General features: G+C 67.9%; 19 protein-coding genes. 8 read left to right on the top strand and 11 right to left on the bottom strand.

Annotation, left to right across the window (positions count from 1 at the left end; genetic code table 11):
• Positions 1-309: 309 nt before the first annotated feature.
• The 4 genes from J2847_RS03875 to J2847_RS03860 all read right to left on the bottom strand — a co-directional run bounded on the left by J2847_RS03875 (position 310) and on the right by J2847_RS03860 (position 4,226).
• The gene (locus J2847_RS03875; RefSeq protein WP_085556602.1) at positions 310-1,656 is read right to left on the bottom strand and encodes a globin-coupled sensor protein; all 1,347 of its coding nucleotides are present in this window, start codon (positions 1,654-1,656) and stop codon (positions 310-312) included.
• Between the two features lie 386 nt (positions 1,657-2,042).
• On the bottom strand, positions 2,043-2,933 hold the full coding sequence (rpoH, locus tag J2847_RS03870) for an RNA polymerase sigma factor RpoH (RefSeq protein WP_085556603.1): 891 nt from the start codon (positions 2,931-2,933) through the stop codon (positions 2,043-2,045).
• A gap of 580 nt (positions 2,934-3,513) precedes the next feature.
• Positions 3,514-3,921: a Ros/MucR family transcriptional regulator gene (locus tag J2847_RS03865; RefSeq protein WP_085556604.1), complete on the bottom strand. Its 408-nt coding sequence runs from the start codon at positions 3,919-3,921 to the stop codon at positions 3,514-3,516.
• Positions 3,922-3,950: 29 nt separating this feature from the next.
• Positions 3,951-4,226 (bottom strand): HU family DNA-binding protein, encoded by a 276-nt coding sequence (locus tag J2847_RS03860; RefSeq protein WP_085556605.1) that lies wholly within the window; start codon positions 4,224-4,226, stop codon positions 3,951-3,953.
• Between the two features lie 428 nt (positions 4,227-4,654).
• Between J2847_RS03860 and J2847_RS03855 the strand changes: the two genes are divergently transcribed.
• On the top strand, positions 4,655-5,641 hold the full coding sequence (locus J2847_RS03855; RefSeq protein ID WP_411800560.1) for a TerC family protein: 987 nt from the start codon (positions 4,655-4,657) through the stop codon (positions 5,639-5,641).
• A gap of 72 nt (positions 5,642-5,713) precedes the next feature.
• Here the strand turns inward: J2847_RS03855 and hemB are convergent, their stop codons facing one another.
• The 3 genes from hemB to J2847_RS03840 all read right to left on the bottom strand — a co-directional run bounded on the left by hemB (position 5,714) and on the right by J2847_RS03840 (position 8,584).
• The gene (gene hemB / locus J2847_RS03850; RefSeq protein WP_209777110.1) at positions 5,714-6,718 is read right to left on the bottom strand and encodes a porphobilinogen synthase; all 1,005 of its coding nucleotides are present in this window, start codon (positions 6,716-6,718) and stop codon (positions 5,714-5,716) included.
• A gap of 104 nt (positions 6,719-6,822) precedes the next feature.
• Positions 6,823-7,671 carry a metallophosphoesterase family protein gene (locus tag J2847_RS03845; protein ID WP_209777108.1) on the bottom strand — a complete coding sequence of 283 codons (849 nt, stop codon included), beginning with the start codon at positions 7,669-7,671 and terminating at the stop codon, positions 6,823-6,825.
• A gap of 19 nt (positions 7,672-7,690) precedes the next feature.
• A complete protein-coding gene (locus J2847_RS03840; RefSeq protein WP_209777107.1) occupies positions 7,691-8,584 on the bottom strand; it encodes a diacylglycerol/lipid kinase family protein in 894 nt (297 codons plus the stop codon).
• Between the two features lie 328 nt (positions 8,585-8,912).
• Here J2847_RS03840 and J2847_RS03835 point away from each other — a divergent pair, with 328 nt between their 5' ends.
• The 5 genes from J2847_RS03835 to J2847_RS03815 all read left to right on the top strand — a co-directional run bounded on the left by J2847_RS03835 (position 8,913) and on the right by J2847_RS03815 (position 14,675).
• Positions 8,913-9,974 carry an enoyl-CoA hydratase/isomerase family protein gene (locus tag J2847_RS03835; RefSeq protein WP_209777105.1) on the top strand — a complete coding sequence of 354 codons (1,062 nt, stop codon included), beginning with the start codon at positions 8,913-8,915 and terminating at the stop codon, positions 9,972-9,974.
• A gap of 294 nt (positions 9,975-10,268) precedes the next feature.
• Positions 10,269-10,742 (top strand): MarR family winged helix-turn-helix transcriptional regulator, encoded by a 474-nt coding sequence (locus J2847_RS03830; RefSeq protein WP_085556611.1) that lies wholly within the window; start codon positions 10,269-10,271, stop codon positions 10,740-10,742.
• A 239-nt stretch (positions 10,743-10,981) separates the two neighbouring features.
• Positions 10,982-12,253, top strand: a complete 1,272-nt coding sequence (locus tag J2847_RS03825; RefSeq protein ID WP_209777104.1) for a cation:proton antiporter — start codon at positions 10,982-10,984, stop codon at positions 12,251-12,253.
• A gap of 173 nt (positions 12,254-12,426) precedes the next feature.
• Entirely contained in the window at positions 12,427-13,659 is a 1,233-nt protein-coding gene (locus J2847_RS03820) for an ABC transporter substrate-binding protein (RefSeq protein ID WP_085556613.1), read from the top strand.
• Between the two features lie 353 nt (positions 13,660-14,012).
• A complete protein-coding gene (locus J2847_RS03815; protein WP_209777102.1) occupies positions 14,013-14,675 on the top strand; it encodes a phasin family protein in 663 nt (220 codons plus the stop codon).
• 106 nt (positions 14,676-14,781) lie between these two features.
• Here J2847_RS03815 and J2847_RS03810 read toward each other — a convergent pair whose 3' ends face one another.
• Both J2847_RS03810 and J2847_RS03805 read right to left on the bottom strand, forming a co-directional pair.
• Positions 14,782-15,621 (bottom strand): 23S rRNA (adenine(2030)-N(6))-methyltransferase RlmJ, encoded by an 840-nt coding sequence (locus J2847_RS03810; protein WP_209777100.1) that lies wholly within the window; start codon positions 15,619-15,621, stop codon positions 14,782-14,784.
• Between the two features lie 72 nt (positions 15,622-15,693).
• Positions 15,694-16,284 carry a transglycosylase SLT domain-containing protein gene (locus J2847_RS03805; protein ID WP_223677885.1) on the bottom strand — a complete coding sequence of 197 codons (591 nt, stop codon included), beginning with the start codon at positions 16,282-16,284 and terminating at the stop codon, positions 15,694-15,696.
• Positions 16,285-16,898: 614 nt separating this feature from the next.
• On the opposite strand from J2847_RS03805, the gene J2847_RS03800 reads away from it, so the two are divergent.
• The gene (locus J2847_RS03800; RefSeq protein ID WP_325169324.1) at positions 16,899-18,233 is read left to right on the top strand and encodes a tetratricopeptide repeat protein; all 1,335 of its coding nucleotides are present in this window, start codon (positions 16,899-16,901) and stop codon (positions 18,231-18,233) included.
• A gap of 25 nt (positions 18,234-18,258) precedes the next feature.
• Here J2847_RS03800 and J2847_RS03795 read toward each other — a convergent pair whose 3' ends face one another.
• Positions 18,259-19,710, bottom strand: coding sequence for a hypothetical protein (locus J2847_RS03795; RefSeq protein WP_209777096.1), 1,452 nt, complete (start codon positions 19,708-19,710; stop codon positions 18,259-18,261).
• Between the two features lie 210 nt (positions 19,711-19,920).
• A complete protein-coding gene (locus tag J2847_RS03790) occupies positions 19,921-20,145 on the bottom strand; it encodes an anti-sigma factor family protein (protein ID WP_085556619.1) in 225 nt (74 codons plus the stop codon).
• Between the two features lie 347 nt (positions 20,146-20,492).
• On the opposite strand from J2847_RS03790, the gene J2847_RS03785 reads away from it, so the two are divergent.
• Positions 20,493-21,353: an SDR family oxidoreductase gene (locus J2847_RS03785; protein ID WP_209777094.1), complete on the top strand. Its 861-nt coding sequence runs from the start codon at positions 20,493-20,495 to the stop codon at positions 21,351-21,353.
• Positions 21,354-21,442 lie beyond the last annotated feature (89 nt).

The raw sequence follows: 21,442 nt of genomic DNA, 5'->3' as shown, positions 1-21,442 counted from the left end.
AATCCTTGCGACGCGTGCGGCGTCCGGAACAGGGCAGGTCACACGGTAAGGCGGAACAAACGGTAAGAGCGCCGAACAGAATTCCGTTTTCACCATCGGTGCCCAATGGGGCCGTCATCCCCGCGAAGGCGGGGATCCAAGCTTTTCCCCTTGGTTCCGCTCGGAAAACTCTGGATCCCCGCCTTCGCGGGGATGACGAGTCGAGAGACGACTCAAGCTTCTGTTAGGCGCTCTAAGGGGCGCGTCCACGCACTGGACACGCCCCTTTCTCGTCAGCGGTGCCGCGACGGACGCGGCGCTGGGCGGAGGTCAGCCGGCGCGCACGCGGGCGAGGAAGCGGTCGACCTCGTTCCCCAGGGTCTGCGCCTGATGCGAGAGCTGGTTGGTCGCCTCCAGAACCCTGCGGGCCTCGCCCCCGGCGTCGTTGGCCGAGTTGTTGACGCGGACGATGGTCTCGCTGACCTCGCGGGTTCCGACCGATGCTTGCTGGACGTTGCGGGCGATCTCCGTGGTCGCGGCTCCCTGTTCCTCCATCGCCGTGGCAATCGAGGTCGAGATCTCGTTGATGCGGGAGATCGTGCCGGAGATGGAGCGGATTGCCCCGACCGCCTCCTGCGTGGCGCCCTGGACGGCGCCGATCTGCGCGTTGATCTCCTCGGTGGCCTTGGCGGTCTGGTTGGCGAGGCTCTTCACCTCGCTGGCGACCACCGCGAAGCCCTTGCCGGCTTCGCCCGCCCGCGCCGCCTCGATCGTCGCGTTCAACGCCAGCAGGTTGGTCTGGGACGCGATGTCGTGGATCAGCTTCACCACCTGCCCGATCTTGCTGGCGGCGTCGGCCAGCCCCTGCACGGTGGCGTTGGTCCGCTCGGCCTCGGTCATGGCGGCGCTGGCGATGGCGGCCGATTGGGTGACCTGCTGGCTGATCTCGCCGATCGAGGCGGTCAGCTCCTCCGCCGCGGCGGCGACGGTCTGGATGTTGACGGACGCCTCCTCGGCGGCGGCGGCGACCTGGGTCGACTGCTCGCTGGTCTGGGCGGCCGTGCGGTTCATGCTCTGTGCGGTGGTCTGCAACTGCCCGGCGGCGGCGGCCACCCCCTGGACGACGCTCTTCACCTCGCGCTCGAAGCTGTCGGCGGTCGAGCCGAGTTCGCGGGTGATGATCGCCGCCGTGTTCAGGTCGATGTAGACCGAGGTCGCCAGATCCATGTCGAGGAAGACGGCCTTGTTGATGGCCTGGAGCAGGGCCGCCAGCTTCTCCGGCTTCTTGCGGTGGAGCTGGGCGGCCTGGTCGATCAGCCGGTTCAGCATGTAGCAGTAGGCGCCGGTGTACCAGCGCGGCTCCAGCCCGATGCGCTGGTGGGTCTGGCCGATCTTCAGGACCTGGCTGACGTAGGAATCGTCGAAGGTTCCGGTGAAGACGTTGCGCAGCCAATGCTGCTTTTGCAGGTCGCGGGCGCGGCCGACGGTGGCCGGGTTGGCCAGGAGCTGGGAGATCTGCGGGACCGCGCGCAGGTATGAATAGAAGTCATCCAGGATTTGGTCGATCCGCTGCGCCAGGTAGGGTTGGAACTCGCGAAGCGCGGCTTTCGTGGAGTCATCGATCCGCAGGAAAGCGATGCGATCCGCGATTGACTGGGTCTGGGCAGGATTCGACATGGAGTGATCTCCGGATAGCGTTATGAGCAGTATACAAAGAGTTTGTTAAAATTTTGGGAGCTTAAGGCGGGCCGGTCATCATGCGTATCTTAACGTATCTTTAAAGACGTCACTTTGTCGCACTTCAAGATTTTGAAGAGGCCGAATTCCGCTTCCGAGGGGGCGGCGGGGTTTTTGCGAGCCTCTGAAGCGGAATCGAGGGGATGAGGACAGAAAGAAACCGGCGGAGCCAAGGGCGCCGCCGGTTGGAAGTTCGACAGGTCTGGAGGCTAGAAGCGGGCGAACGGCCCGCGGCGCCGTGCGCGGGCGGCTCTCGTCGAGCCGGCCGGCACGCCCACGGAGCCTCCGCCGGAACGGCGGCCCTGTGGGAAAACTGTGTCAAGCGGTCAGGCGACCATCGGCGTGGCCGGACGGCGCAGGGCCTGCGCGGCGCTCAGCACCGCCTTCTGAAGCTTCTCGAAGGCGCGGACCTCGATCTGCCGCACCCGCTCGCGCGAGACGGAGAATTGCTGGCTCAGCGCTTCCAGCGTCGAGGGGTCGTCCTTCAGGCGGCGCTCGAACAGGATGCGGCGTTCACGCGGATCGAGCCGGTCGAGCGCCTGGCCGACCAGACGGCGGCGGAGCGCCAGCTCATCGGCGTCGGCCAGCATGACGTCCTGCGTCGGGCGGTCGTCGGCCAGCAGCTCCAGCCAGTTGGTTTCGCCGTCGCTCGACAGGGTGGCGTCGAGCGAGCTGTCGTTGGCGGCCAGCCGGCGGTTCATCTCGATGACCTCGGTTTCCGGCACGTCCAGCTCGGTGGCGATGGTGGCGACGGTCTCGGGCGACAGGTCGCCCTGCTCCAGCTCGGCCATCTGGCTCTTCAGGCGGCGCAGGTTGAAGAACAGCTTCTTCTGCGCGGCGGTCGTGCCCATCTTCACCAGCGACCAGCTGTGCAGGATGTATTCCTGGATCGCCGCGCGGATCCACCAGGTGGCGTAGGTGGCGAAGCGGAAGCCGCGCTGCGGATCGAATTTCTGGGCGGCCTGCATCAGGCCGACGTTGCCTTCCGCCACCAGATCGACGAGCGACAGGCCGTAGCCGCCGAAGCCGCGGGCGATCTTGATGACGAGGCGGAGGTGGCTGCCGACGAGTTGCTCCAGGGCGTGCGGGTTGCCGCGCTCGCGCCAGGCTATGGCAAGCTCACGCTCGTCGTCCGGAGCCAGGATTGGGAACCGCTTGGATTCTTCGACGTAGCGGGTCAGGCTGGCGCTTTCGCCGGTCAGAAGTTTCTTCAGCACGCTAATGCCTCCTCTCCAACGCTCCACGGTCGGCCGTGACGCGGTGTTCCATTGGCGAATGCAAGACCAGCATCCACCACGTCGGCTTTTTGCTTTGTCGGGGTTTGTATTCGCCGCGCTTCTTCAGGAACAACGTCCGTCAGACACTGTTAATGTGAATGGGCGTTCCTGTTGGATCAAGCCCTTAAAGGGAAGATGCCGGGTGTTTTTCGGCGTATACCCACGCTCTTCTGCCACGGGGGCAGGCGCTCCGGCGGATCGGACCTTGCTATGACCCTGACCATTTGGCCGATGGCCGTTCGGACAGGTGCGCGCTCTTTCCGCCGCGGGATCGGCGGTGCCCCGGTGGAATGCCGGACGACCCCTGTCGGCCTTATGACCATGGTCGTCTATGCATCGGACCGGCGGAAGGAAAGAGGGCCGGGCGGGGCGTAGGAACCCTAGATGGGAAGGCTGCGGCAGAGCACCACCCGAACCTTCGGCCTATGCCTTCATTTCATCGACCCGGACATTCGGGCAGGAAAAAAGGCGCATCCCGGCGGGATGCGCCTTTCCGAGGCGGCGGGAGCGCGGGCGGAGATTACTCCGCGGAGCGCTTGCGGCCGAGACCGAGCTTGGTCGCCATTTCCGAGCGCGCCTTGGCGTAGTTCGGGGCGACCATCGGGTATTCGGCCGGCAGGCCCCACTTGGCGCGGTATTCGTCGGGCGACAGGTCGTAGACCGTCTTCAGATGCCGCTTCAGCATCTTCAGCTTCTTCCCGTCCTCCAGGCAGACGATGTATTCCGGCGTGACCGACTTCTTGATCGACACGGCGGGAATCAGCTCCGACTTGGCGGGAGCCGGCTTGTCCTCACCCAGGTTGCGGAAGGCCGCCTGCACGTTGTGGATCAGCGACGGCAGTTCATGGACCGACACCGTGTTGTTGCCGACATAGGCGGCGACGACCTTTGCGGTCAGCGATTGCAGATCGGCGGACTCGATGGTCATGGCGGCATTCCCTTCCGGCGCGGGGGCGATCAGCCGTTCACCGAATCGCGCAGTTGCTTGGCCGGCTTGAATTTCGGGGCCTTCGACGCGGCGATGGCGACCACCTCGCCGGTGCGCGGGTTGCGGCCCTCGCGGGCGGCGCGCTCGGCGACCTCGAAGATGCCGAAGCCGGCGAGACGGACGTCCTCGCCACGGCCCAAAGCGGAGGAGATGCCCTCGAACACCGCCTGAACGACCTTGGCCGCGTCGGCCTTCTTGATGCCGGCGTTGGTGGCGACGGTTTCGATCAGTTCGGCCTGGTTCATGCAACACTCCATTGGGTTTGGTTTGGTTTCGGTTTTTCGGAGTTATTGGCAGAACGTCTCCATCTGCACAAGAGGCAACACAGAAAAGGCAACTGTCGGTGTTTTTCTTTGACACCGTTCGTGTCCGATCTGTGGCTGGGATGCACCAAGCCATTGGCCGCGGACCGGGGGCGGAAGGCGGGGGCGGTCGTGGCGCCGGCGCCGCCCGGCCGGATGGCGGCGACTCGCGGGTGTGGCGAAAGGCTTGAAATCGGTGCTCTTGACGCGGCGGCGGGCCTCACCACGTAACCAGACGTTCGGGTCCGGGCCCCTCTGGCGACCGAGGCGTCGGTCGTGATGTCGGAACCGCTTGATTTTCCCGCTGACGCAGCGCCATCAAGTGGATCGTTTCGATGGACAGCTTATACGCGTCCTTTCTTTTTGAAGTCATGGGGAAACCGCTTTGGGTCTGGCTGGCCTTCATTGGCATCGTCACCACGCTGCTGGCGTTCGATCTGGGTGTCCTCAACCGCCGCGACCATGAGATCGGCATCGCGGAAAGCCTGAAGCTCTCGGCCTTCTACATCACCGTCGCCCTGCTGTTCGGCGGCTGGATCTGGTGGTCGATGGGCCAGGAATCGGCCATCCTCTACTACACCGGCTTCTTCATCGAGAAGAGCCTGTCGCTTGACAACGTCTTCGTCATATCGCTGATCTTCGGCTTCTTCGCCGTGCCCCGCGCGGTGCAGCACCGCGTGCTGTTCTGGGGCATCCTCGGCGTGATCCTGCTGCGCGGCCTGATGATCGGCGCCGGCGCGGCGCTGGTGTCGGAATTCCACTGGGTCCTTTACATCTTCGGCGGTTTCCTGCTGTTGACCGGCGTGAAGATGCTGTTCGCGTCGGATTCCGAGCCGGACATCGCGCACAACCCGGTGCTGGGCTTCCTGAAGCGCCATCTCCGCGTCACCGACCGCTTCCACGGGCATCATTTCTTCGTGAAGCTGCCGGAAGGGCCGGGTGGCGCCCTGCGCTGGGCGGCGACGCCGCTTCTGCTGGCGCTCATCATGGTCGAGCTGGCCGATCTGGTCTTCGCGGTCGACAGCGTGCCGGCGATCTTCGCCATCACCACCGACCCGTATCTGGTCTACACCAGCAACATCTTCGCCGTGCTGGGCCTGCGCGCCCTGTATTTCGCGCTGGCGGCAATGGTCCACCGCTTCCGCTACCTGAAATACGCGCTGGCGCTGGTGCTGGTGTTCATCGGTTCGAAGATCTTCTACACGCAGTTCTTCGGCAAGATGGACCCGCTGATCTCGCTGGGCGTGACGCTGGGCCTGATCGCTGGCGGCGTCGTCGTCTCGCTGGTCAAGACCCGGCAGGAGGAACGGGCGGCGCTCGACTCCGGAGAGCGTGACGCCGGCATGAAAACCGGTTGAGCATGGGAAAAGGGCCGGGATATCCCGGCCCTTTTCCGTCATGCGCTGAAAAGCGGGCGTTCGGAAGCGGCCTCAGCCCTGCCGCAGCAGCTTCGCCGCGTCCACAGCGCCATAGGTCAGGATCGCGTCGCAGCCGGCGCGCTTGAAGCCGGTCAGCGTCTCGATCAGCGCCTTGTCGTAATCGAGCCAACCATGTCCCGCCGCCGCGCGCAGCATCGCGTACTCGCCCGACACGTGATAGGCGAAGGTCGGCACCGCGAAGCTGTCCTTCACCCGGCGGATGATGTCGAGATAGGGCAGGCCGGGCTTGACCATGATCATGTCGGCGCCCTCCTGGAGATCCTGCGCCACCTCGCGCAGGGCCTCGTCGCTGTTCGCCGGGTTCATCTGGTAGGTCTTCTTGTCGCCCTTCAGGAAGCCGCCGGAATTCACCGCGTCGCGGAAGGGGCCGTAGAAGGCCGAGGCGTATTTCGCCGCGTAGGAGCACACCCGCACCAGCTGGTGCCCCTCGGCGTCGAGCCGGTCGCGGATGGCGCCGATTCGCCCGTCCATCATGTCGGACGGCGCGATGATGTCGGCCCCGGCCTCGGCCTGGGACAGGGCCTGGCGGACCAGAACCTCCACCGATTCGTCGTTCAGGATTCGGCCGTCGCGCAGGATGCCGTCGTGGCCGTGGCTGGTGTAGGGGTCGAGCGCCACGTCGCACAGCACGCCGACGTCGGGCGCGGCCGCCTTCAGCGCGCGGATGGCCCGGTTCATCAGGTTGTCGGGGCGGTAAGATTCGGCCCCGTCCTCCGACTTGCCCTCGGCGCCGACCACCGGGAACAGCGCGACGCAGGGAATGCCGAGGTCGCCGGCCCCGACCACCGCCTCGCACAGAAGGTCGATGGTCAGCCGCTCCACCCCCGGCATCGAGGCGACCGGCTGGCGCTGGTTCTCCCCCTCGATGACGAAGACCGGCCAGATCAGGTCGTCGACCGTCAACCTGTTCTCGGCGACGAGGCGCCGGGTCCAGGCATCGGCGCGGTTGCGGCGCAGACGCGTGCGCGGGAAGGAGGCGGGCAGGGAGATCGGCATCGCGGAACCAGGCATCGTGCGGAAAGTTGCGCGATCCTACGCCTTCCGTTGCCGGTAACTCAAGCCGGCGGGCCACCATGCCACAGGGAACCTGCCAAGCGGCCTCACGCCGCGCTGCCGACCGGGCGGAAACCGCTGTCCTGCGCCTGCAACTCCCAGCGCTGCCCCCGCTTGACCCAGGTGGAGACGAGGCCGGCGGTGAAGGCCGCGCCCTCCCACGAGCGGACCTCGAAGGTGACCTGGGGCGGGGCGATGGCGATCAGGTTGTAGGCGTTGGCCTCGTTGCGCAGCCGCGTCGAGGTCGCGGTGGAGGCCTGGGCGACCAGGATCGAGCGGGCGACCTGGGTGTGGTGGCTCATGATGTCGCCGGAATAGGCCTTGTGCAGATGACCGGCCAGCATCAGGTCGACGCCGCAGCTCTCCAGCGCCGGCAGCGCCAGCTTGTGGCGGCCGACCAGCCGCGTGTCGGGGGAATCCGGCGGGGGCAGGAAGGGATGGTGGGTGAACAGCACCTTGAACACGGTTTCGGGCAGCTCGCAGAACACCTCGCGCACCCGCTGGATCTGCGCCTTGTTCATGCGGCCTTCGGAGAAGTCCAGGATGACCGGGCGGGCGGTGTTGATGCCCAGCACGGCGATCTCGGAATCGACGTGGATCGGGCTGAGATCGGCCGAGATGTAGCGGCGGTAATGGCCGAACGGGTCGGTGAAGCGGCGGAAGACGTTGTAGACCGGGATGTCGTGGTTGCCCGGCACCACCAGATAGGGAGCGGTCAATTCGCGCAGGAAGGCGCGCGCCGCCTCGAAATGGCGGGGCTTGGCCCGCTGCACGAGGTCGCCGGAGATGACGATCAGGTCGGGGCGCTGCGCCGCCAGATCGGCCAGCAGCCCATCGACGACCTTGTGGTCGATCCGTCCGAAATGCAGGTCCGAGATGTGCGCCAGCCTCTTCACCCGAACCTCTCGCGTTGCGTCAGCCTGGGGCCAGCACCTTCAGCGCTCCCGGACGAATCCGGTAGTGCAGGGGGCCGGCCATCTTCCGCACCTCGCCATCGTTGACCATCTTCAGCGTCCGCCGCCGGCTGTGGACCGTCAGGCTCGTCACGGTGAACGTATCCAACGCCTCATCCTGCCTCCAGGTTCCCGTCACCAGCCGTCCCATCAGCCGCAGCATCGCGAGCGCGCTGCGTTCGTGCGCCACATAGACGCCCAGCCGGCCGCCGTCGAGCGAGGCCCGCCGCAGCACGAGGCCGAAGCCGTCGTCGTAGGGGTTGTTGGACACCGCCAGCACCGGCGTGCGGACCCGGCGCGGCCCGTCGCCCCAGTCGAGCCGGACGTCCAGCATCGGCAGCCGGTGGAGCGTCTTGGCCAGCGCGACGGCGGCGCCCGGCCATTTCAGAAGCCGGTGCAGCTTGCGGTGCCGCTCGCGCTCCTGCACCACGGCCGGGTAGAATCCAAGCACCGAGCTGTTGAGATAAGGCTCCCCGTTCACCTCGGCGACGTCGATCGCCCGCATCCGGCCGGCGGCCAGCGCCTGGGCCGCAGCCTCGATCTCGAGCGGGACGGCGAGGTCGCGGGCCAGCAGGTTGAGGGTGCCCAGCGGCAGCACGCCCAGGGCCTTGCCGGTCGGCAGCGCCAGCCGCACCGCGGTGTGGACGGTGCCGTCGCCGCCGCCGACCACGACGCAGTCGGCGTCGGACGCCAGCGCGCGCTCGATCTCCCCGGTGCAGGCGGCGCCCTCGACGGTGCGCAGATCGACCTCGGCGCCCTGGGCTTCGAAGGCGGCGCGCACGGCGGAGACCGGGCCTTCGAGCGGACGGTCGACCAGCGATCCGGCCGACTGGTTCAGTATGACGGCAACCTTCATGACGCTGGCTCGGCCTTCCCCGGTCGTTGTCCCTCACAGATGAGGGCGCGGTCGCAACGGGCCAAGCCCCCGCTTGGTTCCCGGCCGCCGTCGCGTCGATCGTTCCGGTCGACGCGACGCCTGGCGGGACGCCTGGCGGGGCACCTGGCGGCGACTGGCGGGATGGCCGGTCCCTTTCGATCCGCCGGCGTATGGTTGGTTTGACAGATCCGCCGCCGCACGTATCATCGGGGCCGTCCGGTTTTTTGACCGAGAGACAGCCGGACGCGGGACGCTGCGCTATCGCGACCGCCCGATTCGACAACGATAACCGAGAAAAACCAAGACGATGAGCGACGCTGCTGAGATTCTGTTCGAACGCCGGGGCGCCATCGGCCTCGTCACGCTCAACCGGCCGAAGGCGCTGAACGCCCTGACGCTCAACATGGTCCGCCTGTTCATTCCGCAGCTCCGGGCCTGGGACGCCGATCCCGAGGTCAAGGCCGTCGTCATCCAGGGCGCCGGCGAGAAGGCCTTCTGCGCCGGCGGCGACGTGGTCGGGCTCTACGAGGCCGGCAAGGCGGCGCGCGAGGGCAACGGCGACGGGTCCATCGTCCGCGCCTTCTTCAGCGAGGAGTATATCCTCAACCGCCTGATCAAGCGCCTGTCCAAACCCTACGTCGCGCTGATCGACGGCATCTCGATGGGCGGCGGCGTCGGGCTGTCGGAACACGGCACCCACCGCATCGTCACCGAGCGCACGCTGTTCGCCATGCCGGAGACCGGCATCGGCCTCTACCCCGACGTCGGCGGCACCTATTTCCTGCCGCGCCTGCCGGGACAGACCGGGGTGTGGCTCGGCCTGACCGGCGACCGGCTGAAGGCGGCCGACATGCTGGCGATCGGCGCCGCCGACGCCTTCGTGCCGAGCGCCGGGATCGAGGCGCTGGTCGCCGACCTCGCCGCCGGCACCCCGCCGGACGAGGCGGTCGCCAAGGCCAAGGGTTCGGCCGGCGAGGCCGGCGTTCCCGCCAACCGGGCGGCCATCGACCGTTGCTACGGCTTCGACACGGTGGAGGCCATCGTCAAGGCGCTGGAGGCCGAGGGCACCGACTGGGCGGCCGCCCAGCTCGCCACGCTGAAGCGCGTGTCGCCGACCAGCCTGAAGGTCACGCTGACCGCGCTGCGGCGCGGCGCCAAGCTCGACTTCGACGCCTGCATGGTTCAGGAACTGCGCCTCAGCCTCGCCTTCCTGGCCGGCGACGATTTCTACGAGGGAATCCGCGCGGCGCTGGTCGACAAGGACAAGAACCCGAAATGGAAGCCGGCCGATCTGGCCGGGGTCGGCCCGTCCGACGTCGAACGCCATTTCGCGGAGCCGGCCGGCGGCGATCTCGTCTTCGCCGATTGAGAATGATGGCCGGAGGGGAGACCCTCCGGCTTTCGCCGGGCGCGGTCCGGCCAATTCTCGAGAAGGGCGGTCGGGCATTGGCGGTGCGGCCGTACCGCGGCCGAGTGGCTGCTCTCGGTTTGATCGAATGTCCTATTTGAACGGCAAATCAACAGGACGCCGCCCTTTCCATTGCGCCTCGTCTTTTCCGGAATTATTAAGATGATTGCCGACGAATGATCGGTTAATCTCGTCTTAAGGTCCCGGTAACGTCCTTGCGCGGGGACGGTCCGGTGAGAGCCAAAGGAGACCGCGGTGCGCAAACCCTATTATGAAAGCATCCTGTTGATCGAGCGGCTTCACCGCCATTTCCTCGAAGTGCTCAAGACCGAGCTGGACCGGCTGGGGATCCAGGACATCAACAACGTCCAGAGCCTCATCCTCTACAACATCGGCGAAGACGAGATGACGGTCGGCGAACTGACCGCGCGCGGCTATTATCTGGGCTCCAACGTCTCCTACAACGTCAAGAAGATGGTCGAGAACGGCTATCTCGGGCAGGAGCGTTCGCCGCACGACCGCCGGTCGGTGCGCGTCCGCCTGTCGGAGAAGGGCCTCGACCTGCGCGAGAAGATCAGCCTGATGTTCGAGCGTCACCTGACCGCCCTGGAGAAGGCCGGCTTCAGCGACGAGGAGCTGACCAAGGCGAACGAGACCCTCCGCAAGCTGGAGCGTTTCTGGTCCGCCTCGCTCGATTACAGCGGCTTTCCGATGACCTCGGCGGCCTGACCGCCGGCTGTTGCCGGCCGCGTTTGGCTCGCGCGGCCGCCTTCTGCGACGTTTCCCGATCCCGGTTGGGGAACGTCCCCTTATCAGAGCCGATTCGCGGCGGTAGAAGATCGCCGCCTTTCCCCCGACATCCCCTTCCGTCGCGCCAGCGTCCCGGCCCGTCCGGACCGAAAGGCCTCGGGCCTTGTTGACGTTGGATTCGGCTGCGCGTTTCGCGGCCGCCACGGATCGGGCGGTGGATGTCCTACGTCGTCATGCTGGTCGGGTTCGGCCTTCTGGTGCTGCTGGTGGCGTGGCTGCCGATGGTGCTGAAGGAGCTTCCGCTGTCGCTGCCCATCATCTGCGTCGGGCTGGGCTATGGCGTCGTCGCGCTGTCGGGGCTGGACGCGCCGGATCCGATGGCCTTTCCGCAAGCCACCGAGCGGCTGACCGAACTGCTGGTCATCGTCGCGCTGATGGGGGCCGGGCTGAAGCTCGACCGGCCGCCGGGCTGGCGATCCTGGTCGATCACATGGCGGCTGCTCGGCGTCACCATGCCGCTGTCGATTCTCGGCATCGGTCTGATCGGCTGGTTCGGGCTCGGGCTGCCGCTGGCGGCGTCGATCCTGCTGGGAGCGGCGTTGGCGCCGACCGATCCGGTGCTCGCCTCCGACATCCAGGTGGGGCCGCCGCAATCCGGCGAGGAGGACGAGATCCGCTTCAGCCTGACCTCGGAGGCCGGGCTGAACGATGGGCTGGCCTTCCCCTTCGTCCATCTCGCCGTGGCCGTCGTCCTGGACGAGGGGGGCGGCGCCGGGTGGGTGCTGCATTGGTTCGCGCTGGACGTTCTGTGGAAGCTCGCCGCCGGAATCGGGATGGGGTGGGGGATCGGCAAGCTCCTGGCGCTGGCGACCTTCCGCGTGCCGAACCGGGCCAAGCTGTCGCGGACCGGCGACGGCTTCGTCTCGCTGGGAATCACGCTGATCGCCTACGGCTCCACCGAACTGGTGGGCGGCTACGGATTCGTCGCCGTCTTCGTCAGCGCCGTGGCGTTGCGCGATGCCGAGCGGTCCCACCGCTACCACGAGACGCTGCATGATTTCATCGAGCAGACCGAGCGCCTGCTGATGATGGTCGTGCTGGTGCTGTTCGGTGGCACGCTGGCCGATGGCCTGCTCCATCCACTGACAGGGGGGGCCGTGCTGGCGGTCCTGGTCATCCTGTTCGTCCTGCGGCCCCTGACGGGCTGGCTCGGCCTGTGGGGGGCCGCGATGTCCACGGGCGAGAAGCTTGCCATCGGCTTCTTCGGGATCCGCGGCATGGGCAGCATCTATTACATCGCCTTTGCCCTGAACGCCGCCGACTTCGGTGTTCAGGGCAAGCTGTGGGCGCTGACCGGTCTCACGGTGCTTCTCTCGATTCTCGTCCATGGCACCACGGTGACGCCGGTGATGCGGCGCATGGACAACCGGCGGCGGCGCGGCTCCGGCGGTTCGGCAGCGCCGGATGGAGAAAGCGCGCACGCCGCCTGACCATTCCCGAAATCTGTTTCATATGCTGAAAATCCGCTTCGCCTCCAAGATGATGCGCCTGCATAGTGTTGTCGGCGAGGACATGGCCGGACCGTTCCGTCACCGTCGCCGACCGCCCAGGTGCCATATCCCGAGAGCCACATCCAAGAATCGCTGAGGGGGAGGATTCACGCATGAACGCACGTCTTCTGGCCGGTGCCGCGCTGGCCGCCTTGACCGTGGGAAGCATCGCTTCCGGCCCCGCCTCGGCGCAGGGCAAGCTGTCGGGCGACACCGTCAAGATCGGTGTGCTGAACGACCGCTCCGGCCTCTACGCCGATCTCGGCGGCGAGGGATCGGCGATCGCCGCCCGCATGGCGGCCGAGGAGTTCGGCAACAAGATTCTCGGCAAGCCGATCCAGATCGTCACAGCCGACCACCAGAACAAGCCGGACATCGGCTCCAACCTCGCCCGCCAATGGATCGACCAGGACGGCGTCGACGTCATCGTCGACGTGCCGAACTCCGGCGTCGCGCTGGCGGTGCAGGAGGTGACGCGCGAGAAGAAGACCGTCTTCCTGATGGAAGGGCCGGCGACCTCGCGGCTGACCGGCGACGCCTGCTCGCCCACCGGCTTCCACTGGGCCTACGACACCCACGCGCTGGCCGTCGGCACCGGCCGCGCCATGGTGCAGGAGGGCGGCAAGAGCTGGTATTTCCTGACCGCCGATTACGCCTTCGGCCACCAGCTGGAGGCCGACACCTCGGCCGAGGTGAAGAAGGCCGGCGGGCAGGTGATGGGGGCGGTCCGCACCCCGCTGAACACCGCCGACTTCTCCTCCTTCCTGCTCCAGGCCCAGTCGTCGGGCGCGCAGGTCGTCGGGCTCGCCAACGCCGGTGGCGACACCATCACCTCGATCAAGCAGGCGGCCGAGTTCGGTCTGACCCAGAGCGGCAAGCAGAGGCTGGCCGGACTGCTGATCTTCCTCTCCGATGTCCACGCGCTGGGGCTCCAGGTGGCGCAGGACCTGGTGCTGACCACCGGCTTCTACTGGGACATGGACGACGAGAAGCGCGCCTGGTCCAAGAAGTTCGCCGAGAAGTTCGGCGGCCGGATGCCGACCATGGTGCAGGCCGGCAGCTATTCCGCCGTCCGCCATTACCTGAAGGCGGTGGAGGCCGCCGGCACCGACGACGGCCCGACCGTCGCGGCCAAGATGAAGGAGATGCCGGTCAACGACATGTTCGCCAAGAACGGCAAGATCCTGGCCAACGGCCGCATGGTCCACGACATGTATCTGGCCCGCGTCAAGAAGCCGTCCGAATCGAAGGGGCCGTGGGACTATTACCAGATCCTGCGCACCATCCCCGGCGAGGAGGCGTTCGCCACGCTGGCGGAGAGCGGCTGCAAGATCGCGGCGAAGTGACCTGACGCGACGTCCGCCCCGCTCGGGAAATCGGGGGGTGGACGTTCCTGGCAAGGTTCGTCGAGTGTGCCGGCAAGGTGCGCCAGCAAGGGGCATCGTCGAGCGGAAGCGTCGCTGCATTGCGGCAGCAATACTGTCGCAATGCAGCGGAAGGTTAATAAGTGAAGGGCTTCAAGGGATTGAAGAATCCTATACCCCGAAAGAATGGATATTCTTTTATTACTTTGCGCCATGGATGGTTTTTGATTTGACGTGTTATATCCTCGACGCGTGTGGCGGTGCAGCATAAGGGTCCACGCGCAATTTTGGGAAGAAACGTCCGAATCGGACGAACCAAAACGAGGAGCATTGGCATGGCCACCGACAAGGATACGCAGACCGCGTTGCGCGAGGCGACGGCACGCACCAGGGGTGCGGTCGACGAAGCGGTGCGGGCCGGTGAGTCCGCAACCCGCCGCGCCGCCGACGCCGCGCGCTCCATGGCCGAGGACAGCGCCGAGGCCGGCCGCCGCGCCGTCGACGAGGGGGCGGAGACCGGCCGCAGGGCGTTCGACGCCGGGGCCGACCTGACCCGGCGCGGGGCCGAAACAGCGCGTGATCTGGCGGGCACCGCCCAGGAGGTCGCGAACCGCACGACCAGCCAGTTCCAGCGGACCTTCGGACTGTCGAGCGAGGCCCAGGGCGAGGTGATGCATCAAGCGCGCGAGAACATGGATGTCATGGTCAAGTGCGGCAGCGTGCTGGCCGACGGCTTCCAGTCGATCTGGAAGGAATGGATGGGGCTGGCGCAGGAGGTCGCGACCCGCAACGCCAGCGCGGTCAACTCGCTGATGCGCAGCCGCAGCGTTCCCGATTTCTACGCCACCCAGAGCAGTGTGCTGAAGGAGAATGTCCAGCTCGTGCTGGACCGCAGCGTCAAGGTGTCGGAGCTGTCGGCCCGCACCGCCCATGATGCGATCAGCAAGCTGGCCAACCGCGCCGAGGACGCCGCCAGGGAAACCGGCCGCCACGTCTGACGATCGGCACGATCCGTTTCGGCAATCCGTTTCGAGAGTTCCATCCTGACTTGCCCCCGGCCCGCAAGGGCCGGGGGATTTTGCGTTCCGGCGGAGCGGGGAAGGTTCAGCGTTCCGGCACCAGCCAACTCACCGCCGTTCCGCCGCCGGTGGTGGGAAGCGAATCGTGCAGGGCGGGCAGCATGGCGTGCAGCGTGTCGTCCAGCGTCCAGGGCGGGTTGACGATCAGCAGGCCCGAGCCGTTGAGGCGGAGGTGCGTGTCCTCCGGATGCCATGTCAGTTCGGCCAGCAGGATCTTCGGGATGCCGGTCTTCTCGACCGCGTCCTGGAACCGCCAGACGGCGGCGCGCTCCTTGATCGGGTACCACAGGGCGTAGATTCCGGTCGGCCAGCGGCGATGCGCGGCGGCCAGCCCCTCGGCCATGCGGGCGAACTCGTCGGGTTGCTCGAAAGGCGGATCGATCAGGACGAGGCCACGTTTCTCCCTCGGCGGCAGATGCGCCTTGAGCGCGACATAGGCGTCGGTCTGGTGGACGGCGACGCTGCGGTCGCCGGCGAATTCGGCCTTCAGGCTGCGGGCGTCGTCGGGGTGCAGTTCGGCGAGGACCAGCCGGTCCTGGTCGCGCAGGGCATTGCGGGCGATGCAGGGCGATCCCGGATACCAGCGCAGCTGCCCGTCCGGATTCGCCGCCGCCACGCTGCGCAGATAGGGCTCGAGCCCCGGATGCGGGGCGGGGGCGCCGAACAGGCGGCCGATGCCGTCCGCATGTTCCCGCGTCTTCTGCGCGGGCTCCGACCACAGGTCGTAGAGCCCGATGCCGGCGTGGGTGTCGAGCACGCAGAACGGGGCGGGCTTGGCGCGCAGATGGTCGAGGATCAGCGCCAGGACGGCGTGCTTCATCACGTCGGCCGGGTTGCCGGCGTGGAAGATGTGGCGGTAGTTCATGCCGGGGATCTACCCCATCATGGGCGCCCGCGCCAGATCCCTCTCAAAGCTTCGAATCCGCGCCGCGGGCGGTCAATCGATGGCCGCGACCTGCTGGGCGTTGCGGAAGCTGCGGCGGGTCTTGGGGGCGACGCTGACCGTGTCGGTGTCCTCGCAGCGCGAGGAGGCCAGCAGCTTGGCGCTTTGCGCGTCCAGCTCGCTCAGATGTTGCCAGATTTTGCAGACATAGGCCTGGGAGCGGTGGCTGGAGCTGCCGTTGTAGCGGGCCAGGGCGGTCTTCCAGTTGCCCTCTTCCCCATGGAAGCGGACGAGGAGCTGGCCGGCGTAGAACACGTTGTCGCGGGGCTGGACGATCTTCTCGACGGGCTGGAACTGCCCCCGGTGCGATGCCAGCGACAGCTGCATGCAGCCGACATAGGTGTTGGAGCGAAGCTGGCCGCGGTGGTCGCGAAGATGCTTGGCGGCGTCGCCGACGTTGCGGGCGAAGTAGGAGCGGCCCTGAAGGCTCATGGCGAAGGGGTGGGGAGCGCCGTCCTGTCCGCTCTCGACCAGCGCGATCGCCACCAGCAGGCCGGAGGGGATGTTGAGCTTCTGCTCGGCTTCCACCGCGTGGGTCACGCAGCTTTCCTGTGCCAGGGCCGGCTTCGCTGCCAGCGGGGCCATCAAGAGTCCGGCAGCCAGTGCGCAGCGTCCACCCAATGTGGCGCGTACGCGCTGTTTTCGTCCTCGCATCTCCGACCTCCTCTGTCTGGTGCCCCGCCTTGTACGGTGGCTGTTTGACCCCCTGCGCGGGGTCCTTTTTCCGATCGCCGAGTCGCTTACGGCGACCGCCTCCTAACCTGGGTTCGACGCCTCCCAATCGGGCGCCGGGGTGACATTTCCAAAAATTTGATCCATCGTCAACCCACTTGCGCCTTGGTAATACCACACCCTTCGCTCGTCGAATGTCACAGAAGGCGGCGAATCGGCGTGCCTATGCCCTGTGATTCCGGCCATAAGCCTTTGAATTAAGCCGAAACTGCACAATGGGTCATGACCTCTCCGAACGGCCGGGCGAGACCCTACGAAAAAAGGGCTACTGCAACCGCGTGTCGCCGGAATCACACGGCCGGATCATTTTCGGGACCCCCTTGCGCGGCGCAACATGATCGGGCAATAAGCTGTGCCGCCCCATGACCCGGCTCCAGCCTCGCGAACGCCCCGGACTCGGGCGAGTCGCCGCGAGCCGCCGGGCGGGCGCCCCGTTTCGTTCCCCCGCATCCTTGAGGATCACGCGCGTGTCATCGGACCCGGCCGCCGGCGCTATCGCCGTGGACATCGACAGCCTGTTTCAACGGGGGTACGACCGCCTCTACGCCGGTGACGCCGACGGTGCGGCCGCCGCCTTCCGCCTGGCGGTCGCCGCCGATCCCGGCAACGGCGAGGCCTGGGCCGCCCTGGCGGAGACGGCCGGCGCCGTTGCGGCCCACGCCCGTGCGGTCGCCATCGATCCGCGTTCCTGGATGTGGCGGCTGGGGCTCGCCGAGGCGCTGCGGCTCGCCGGCGCGCTGAACGACTCCATCGCCCTCTACCGGGTCCTGGCGGAGGAGCGGGCGGATTCGGCACCGGTCCGTCTCGGCCATGCCCGCGCCCTGCGCGCCGCCGGCCGCGCCGCGGAGGCGCTCGCCGAACATCGGGAGGCCGCCGCGCTGCGCCCCGACGACTCCGAGTCCGCCCTGGAGCTGGCCGAGGCGCTGGTCGCCGCCGGGGACGCCCTCGCCGCGGTGGAGCTGCTGCAACCGCTGTCCCGCCGCGCGCCGGACGACGCGGTTCTGCACCATGCGGTCGGCCGCGCCTGGATCGCCCTGCGCGAACCGGAGAAGGCGCTGAGCGCCCTGCGCCGCGCCCGCGCCCTCGATCCGGAGGACCGGCTGGGCATCGCGCCCCTGATCGCGGCGCTGGAGGCCGGGGAGGGGGCCGATCTGTCCGCCGCCTATGTCCGGGCGCTGTTCGACCGCTACGCCGACCGTTTCGACCAGGATCTGCTGGGCAAGCTCGGTTACGCGGCTCCCGATCTGCTGCGGTCGGCGGTGGACCGGGTGAGCGGATCCGGTGCGAGGGTGGGGACCGGGGCGATCGGGCCGGCCGCCGGGCTGCGGGTGCTCGATCTCGGCTGCGGCACCGGTCTGGCGGGGGTGAGCTTCCGTCCGCTCGCCGGTTTTCTCGCCGGAGTCGATTTGTCGCCGCGCATGGTCGACAAGGCGCGCGACCGGCGGCTCTACGACGACCTGCGGGTCGGCGACGTGGTGGCCGCGCTCGACGAGGCTCCGGCCGCCTGGGATCTGCTGGTGGCCGCCGACGTGCTGGTCTACATCGGCGACCTCGATCCGGTCTTCCGGGCGGCGGCGCGGGCGCTGGTTCCCGGCGGCCGGTTCGCCGCGACGGTGGAGCGCTCGCCGGAGGACGGCTTCACCCTCGGCCCGGCGCGCCGCTACGCCCACGCCGAGACCTACCTGCGGGCGACGGCCGAGGCGGCCGGCCTGACGATCCGGCTGATGGAGCCCTGCACCCCGCGCCGGGAAAAGGGCGTTGGCGTGCCGGGATTGCTGTTCGTGGCCGAACGGCCGCTCTGATCGCCAAAAGTCGGATCGCCAGGGTTCAGATCGCCTGGGCGTAGCGCGTCTCGTCCTTTTCGGCGGTCCAGCGGGCGTGCAGTTGCCCCTTGCCGTCGAAGGCCAGGGCGGTCCAGCCGCGCTTGGCGATGGTGCGGCGGCCGGTTTCCGCGAAGGCCGGCGTGTCGAGCCCATGGCCGGGCAAAGGCTGTTCCCGCCGCGCCGCCAGCCTTTCCATCGCCTGGGCCAGCCAACCGGCCGGCGGAGTCGCGGTCAGCGGCGGCCCCAGCAGTTGCCAGAGTTCGACGCCGCCGCCGCGCAGCACCGATCGGCCCGCGAAGCCCGCGCCGCCGGACAGGGCGGTGACGCGGCAGCCGGTGCGGCGGGAGAAGTCGGTCAGCGTGCCGATCAGCCGCTCCCATTCGGCGGCATGGTCCCGGCTGCGCCACTGGTCCCCCAGCGAACGGGCCCGTCCGGCCATCCCCGGCAGCCAGGAGGCCAGCCGCTCCAGCCCGGCCGTCGCCGGGAACAGCAGGGGCGTTCCGGTCATCAGGATCAGGTGCCGGCAATCCTGGAAACGGTCGAGCCAGTCCGGCAGTTGCGCCCAACTGGCGTCGGAGAGGATCCGGCTCCGTGTCCGCTCGCCGCGCGCGTCAAGCGTCAGCAGGCCGGTCTCGCCGATGTGGAAGCCCTGGCTCGCCGTTCCGCGGGCGGCGCCCCAGGCGCAGTCCGGCGGCGACTCGGCGAGCGCCCCCATCTGGAACAGCGAGGCGTTGCGCCGCGCCGCCATCAGGACGCCGCGCATGACCTTGCTCGCCGCCTCGGCCTCCGGCAGGCGGCCCCAGCCGGTGGCGATGTCGGCGTCGTCCCACATCATGACCGAGGGGATGCTGGCCAGGGTCTGCGCCGTGTCCGCCTGCGCCCATTGGCGAAGATAGCGCTCGAAGCCGGCGTCGATCAGTTCCTCCGCCATCGCCGGGGAGAAGAGCTGGGTCGCCCGCGCGCGTCCGGACTGGCGGCGCCACGCGACGAATTGCGGGGACTCGGCCATCACGGCGTCGCCGTCGATCTGCCCGCCGCCGTGCAGCAGCAGATGGTGGCGGTCGGTGGCGTGGCGCGCGAGCAGGTCCCCCCACAGGCCGGGCTCCGCGCCGGTTCCGATCGTTCCGCCCCCGCAGACGAAGGCGAGGCGCGGGCGCGAGAAGCGACCCGGAACGACGATGCTCCAGGACGGCCCGTCCGGAAAACCGTAGGTGACGTCGGTGTCCTGCATGCCGCGCGGCACCGCGAAGTCGAAGCGCCAGACATGGCGTCGCCGCCACTGGGTCAGATGGCGCGGCGGAACGGGCAGGGTGACGCCGTCGACCCGCAGATCCTCCGGCTCGACCTCGCCGTCGAGGACGAACAGGGCGGACAGCCACCAGCGGTCGCGCTGCTCGCCACGGAAATAAAGAATGGGGCCGAGCAGGATGCTCGGTTCGGCCCGTCTGCGCGCCATGCCCGTCGTCTCACCCGGTTCCGGTCGAGCCCCGGCGCGGTCGCGCCGGCCGGCTTGCCCGGATCCGATAGCCGAACGCGCCGTCCCGCGCATGCGAAAAAGCCGTTCCGGCCCGCGTCAGGGTATAAAAAAGGCGGCCGGAACCGAACCGGTCGCCTTGTCCTGCGTCATCCCGCTCTTCGGCGACATGGAGCGCGCGGAAGCGCGCGCCTAGCTGTTCCGCTTGCGCAACAGATCGAGCATGCGGGAGGGAACCTCCTCGTCGAGCACGGGGTCGTAGAGCCGGTGAAGCTCCTCGACATGCTGGCGGTGAAGCGACAGCAGCGCCTTGGCGTCGGCATCGCTTTCGACGGCGCTCTCGAACCGCTGGCGCTCCTGGTCGTCCAGGGCGCCGTCCAGATAGGCGTTGATATCGGTCATCGTCACACGCTTCATGTCTGTCGTTCCCGGAGGTCGCCGGGGATCAAGCCCAGGGGACGAAAACAAACCGTACGGCATTCGGCGGTGTTGCCATCCTGCATGGGCTGGCGGAACGGAGCCTACCTCATCTTATGGTGTGCAACGTGGCCCTCGCCAGTCGGACGAAAGGCTCAGTCCACGCTCTTCCCCTCGACGTTCGGCCCCCAGCATCATCCTTTTCCGTGTCTCTCGCGGAGGGTAACAGCGGTGCGGGAGGGTTGTTCCCGGCCATTTCCGCCGGGAACGCCTGGATCCGCCTTCTGTTGTGACAGTGCAACGCATGTTCCGGTCGCCCCATCCGGACCACCGCAAAGGAGAAGGCCATGGCCCGACAAGAGAGCCGCCAACCGCCCCAGCATCAGGACAGCCGCCCCGGCCATGAGGGGCCCATGCACCCCAAGCCGTCCGAGACGGCCCCCGGCTACCACGGCAGCGGCAAGCTGCGCGACAAGGTGGCGCTGATCACCGGCGGCGACAGCGGCATCGGCCGCGCCGTCGCCGTGCTCTACGCCCGAGAGGGCGCCAGAGTCGGCATCCTGTACCTGTGCGAGGACGAGGACGCCGAGGACACCCGCCGCCTCGTGGAGGCGGAGGGGCAGCCCTGCACCCTTCTGCGCGGCGACGCCGGCCGGGAGGAGACCTGCCGCGAGGCGGTGGCGCGGATGATCGGGGAGCATGGCCGCCTCGACATCCTCGTCAACAACGCCGCCGAGCAGCACCCGCAGGAGTCGATCGAGGACATCACCGCCGAGCAGCTGGAGCGCACCTTCCGCACCAACGTCTTCGCCCAGTTCCATCTGGTGAAGGCCGCCCTGCCGCACATGACCGAGGGGGCCTGCATCATCAACACGGCGTCGGTCACCGCCTACAAGGGCAGCCCGAAGCTGCTGGACTATTCGGCGACCAAGGGGGCCATCGTCGCCTTCACCCGCTCGCTGTCGATGGCGCTGACGGAGCGCGGCATCCGCGTGAACGCGGTGGCGCCCGGCCCGATCTGGACCCCGCTGATCCCCTCGACCTTCACCGCCGAGGAGGTCGCCGAGTTCGGCGGCAACACCCCGATGAAGCGCGCCGGCCAGCCCGACGAGGTGGCGCCGGCCTATGTGTTCCTGGCGTCGAGCGACTCTTCCTACATGTCGGGGCAGGTGCTGCATCCGAACGGCGGCACCGTGGTCAATGGCTGATTCCGGGACTGACTCCGGGGCCGTCTCCGGGGCTCGATCTGGCGGATGGAAATGAGCGGGCGAGCATGGAAAAGGCCCCTCCCCCGCGA

This window comes from Azospirillum agricola, from assembly GCF_017876095.1.
Lineage (GTDB): Bacteria > Pseudomonadota > Alphaproteobacteria > Azospirillales > Azospirillaceae > Azospirillum > Azospirillum agricola.
This window is presented reverse-complemented; position numbering and strand designations above follow the sequence as displayed.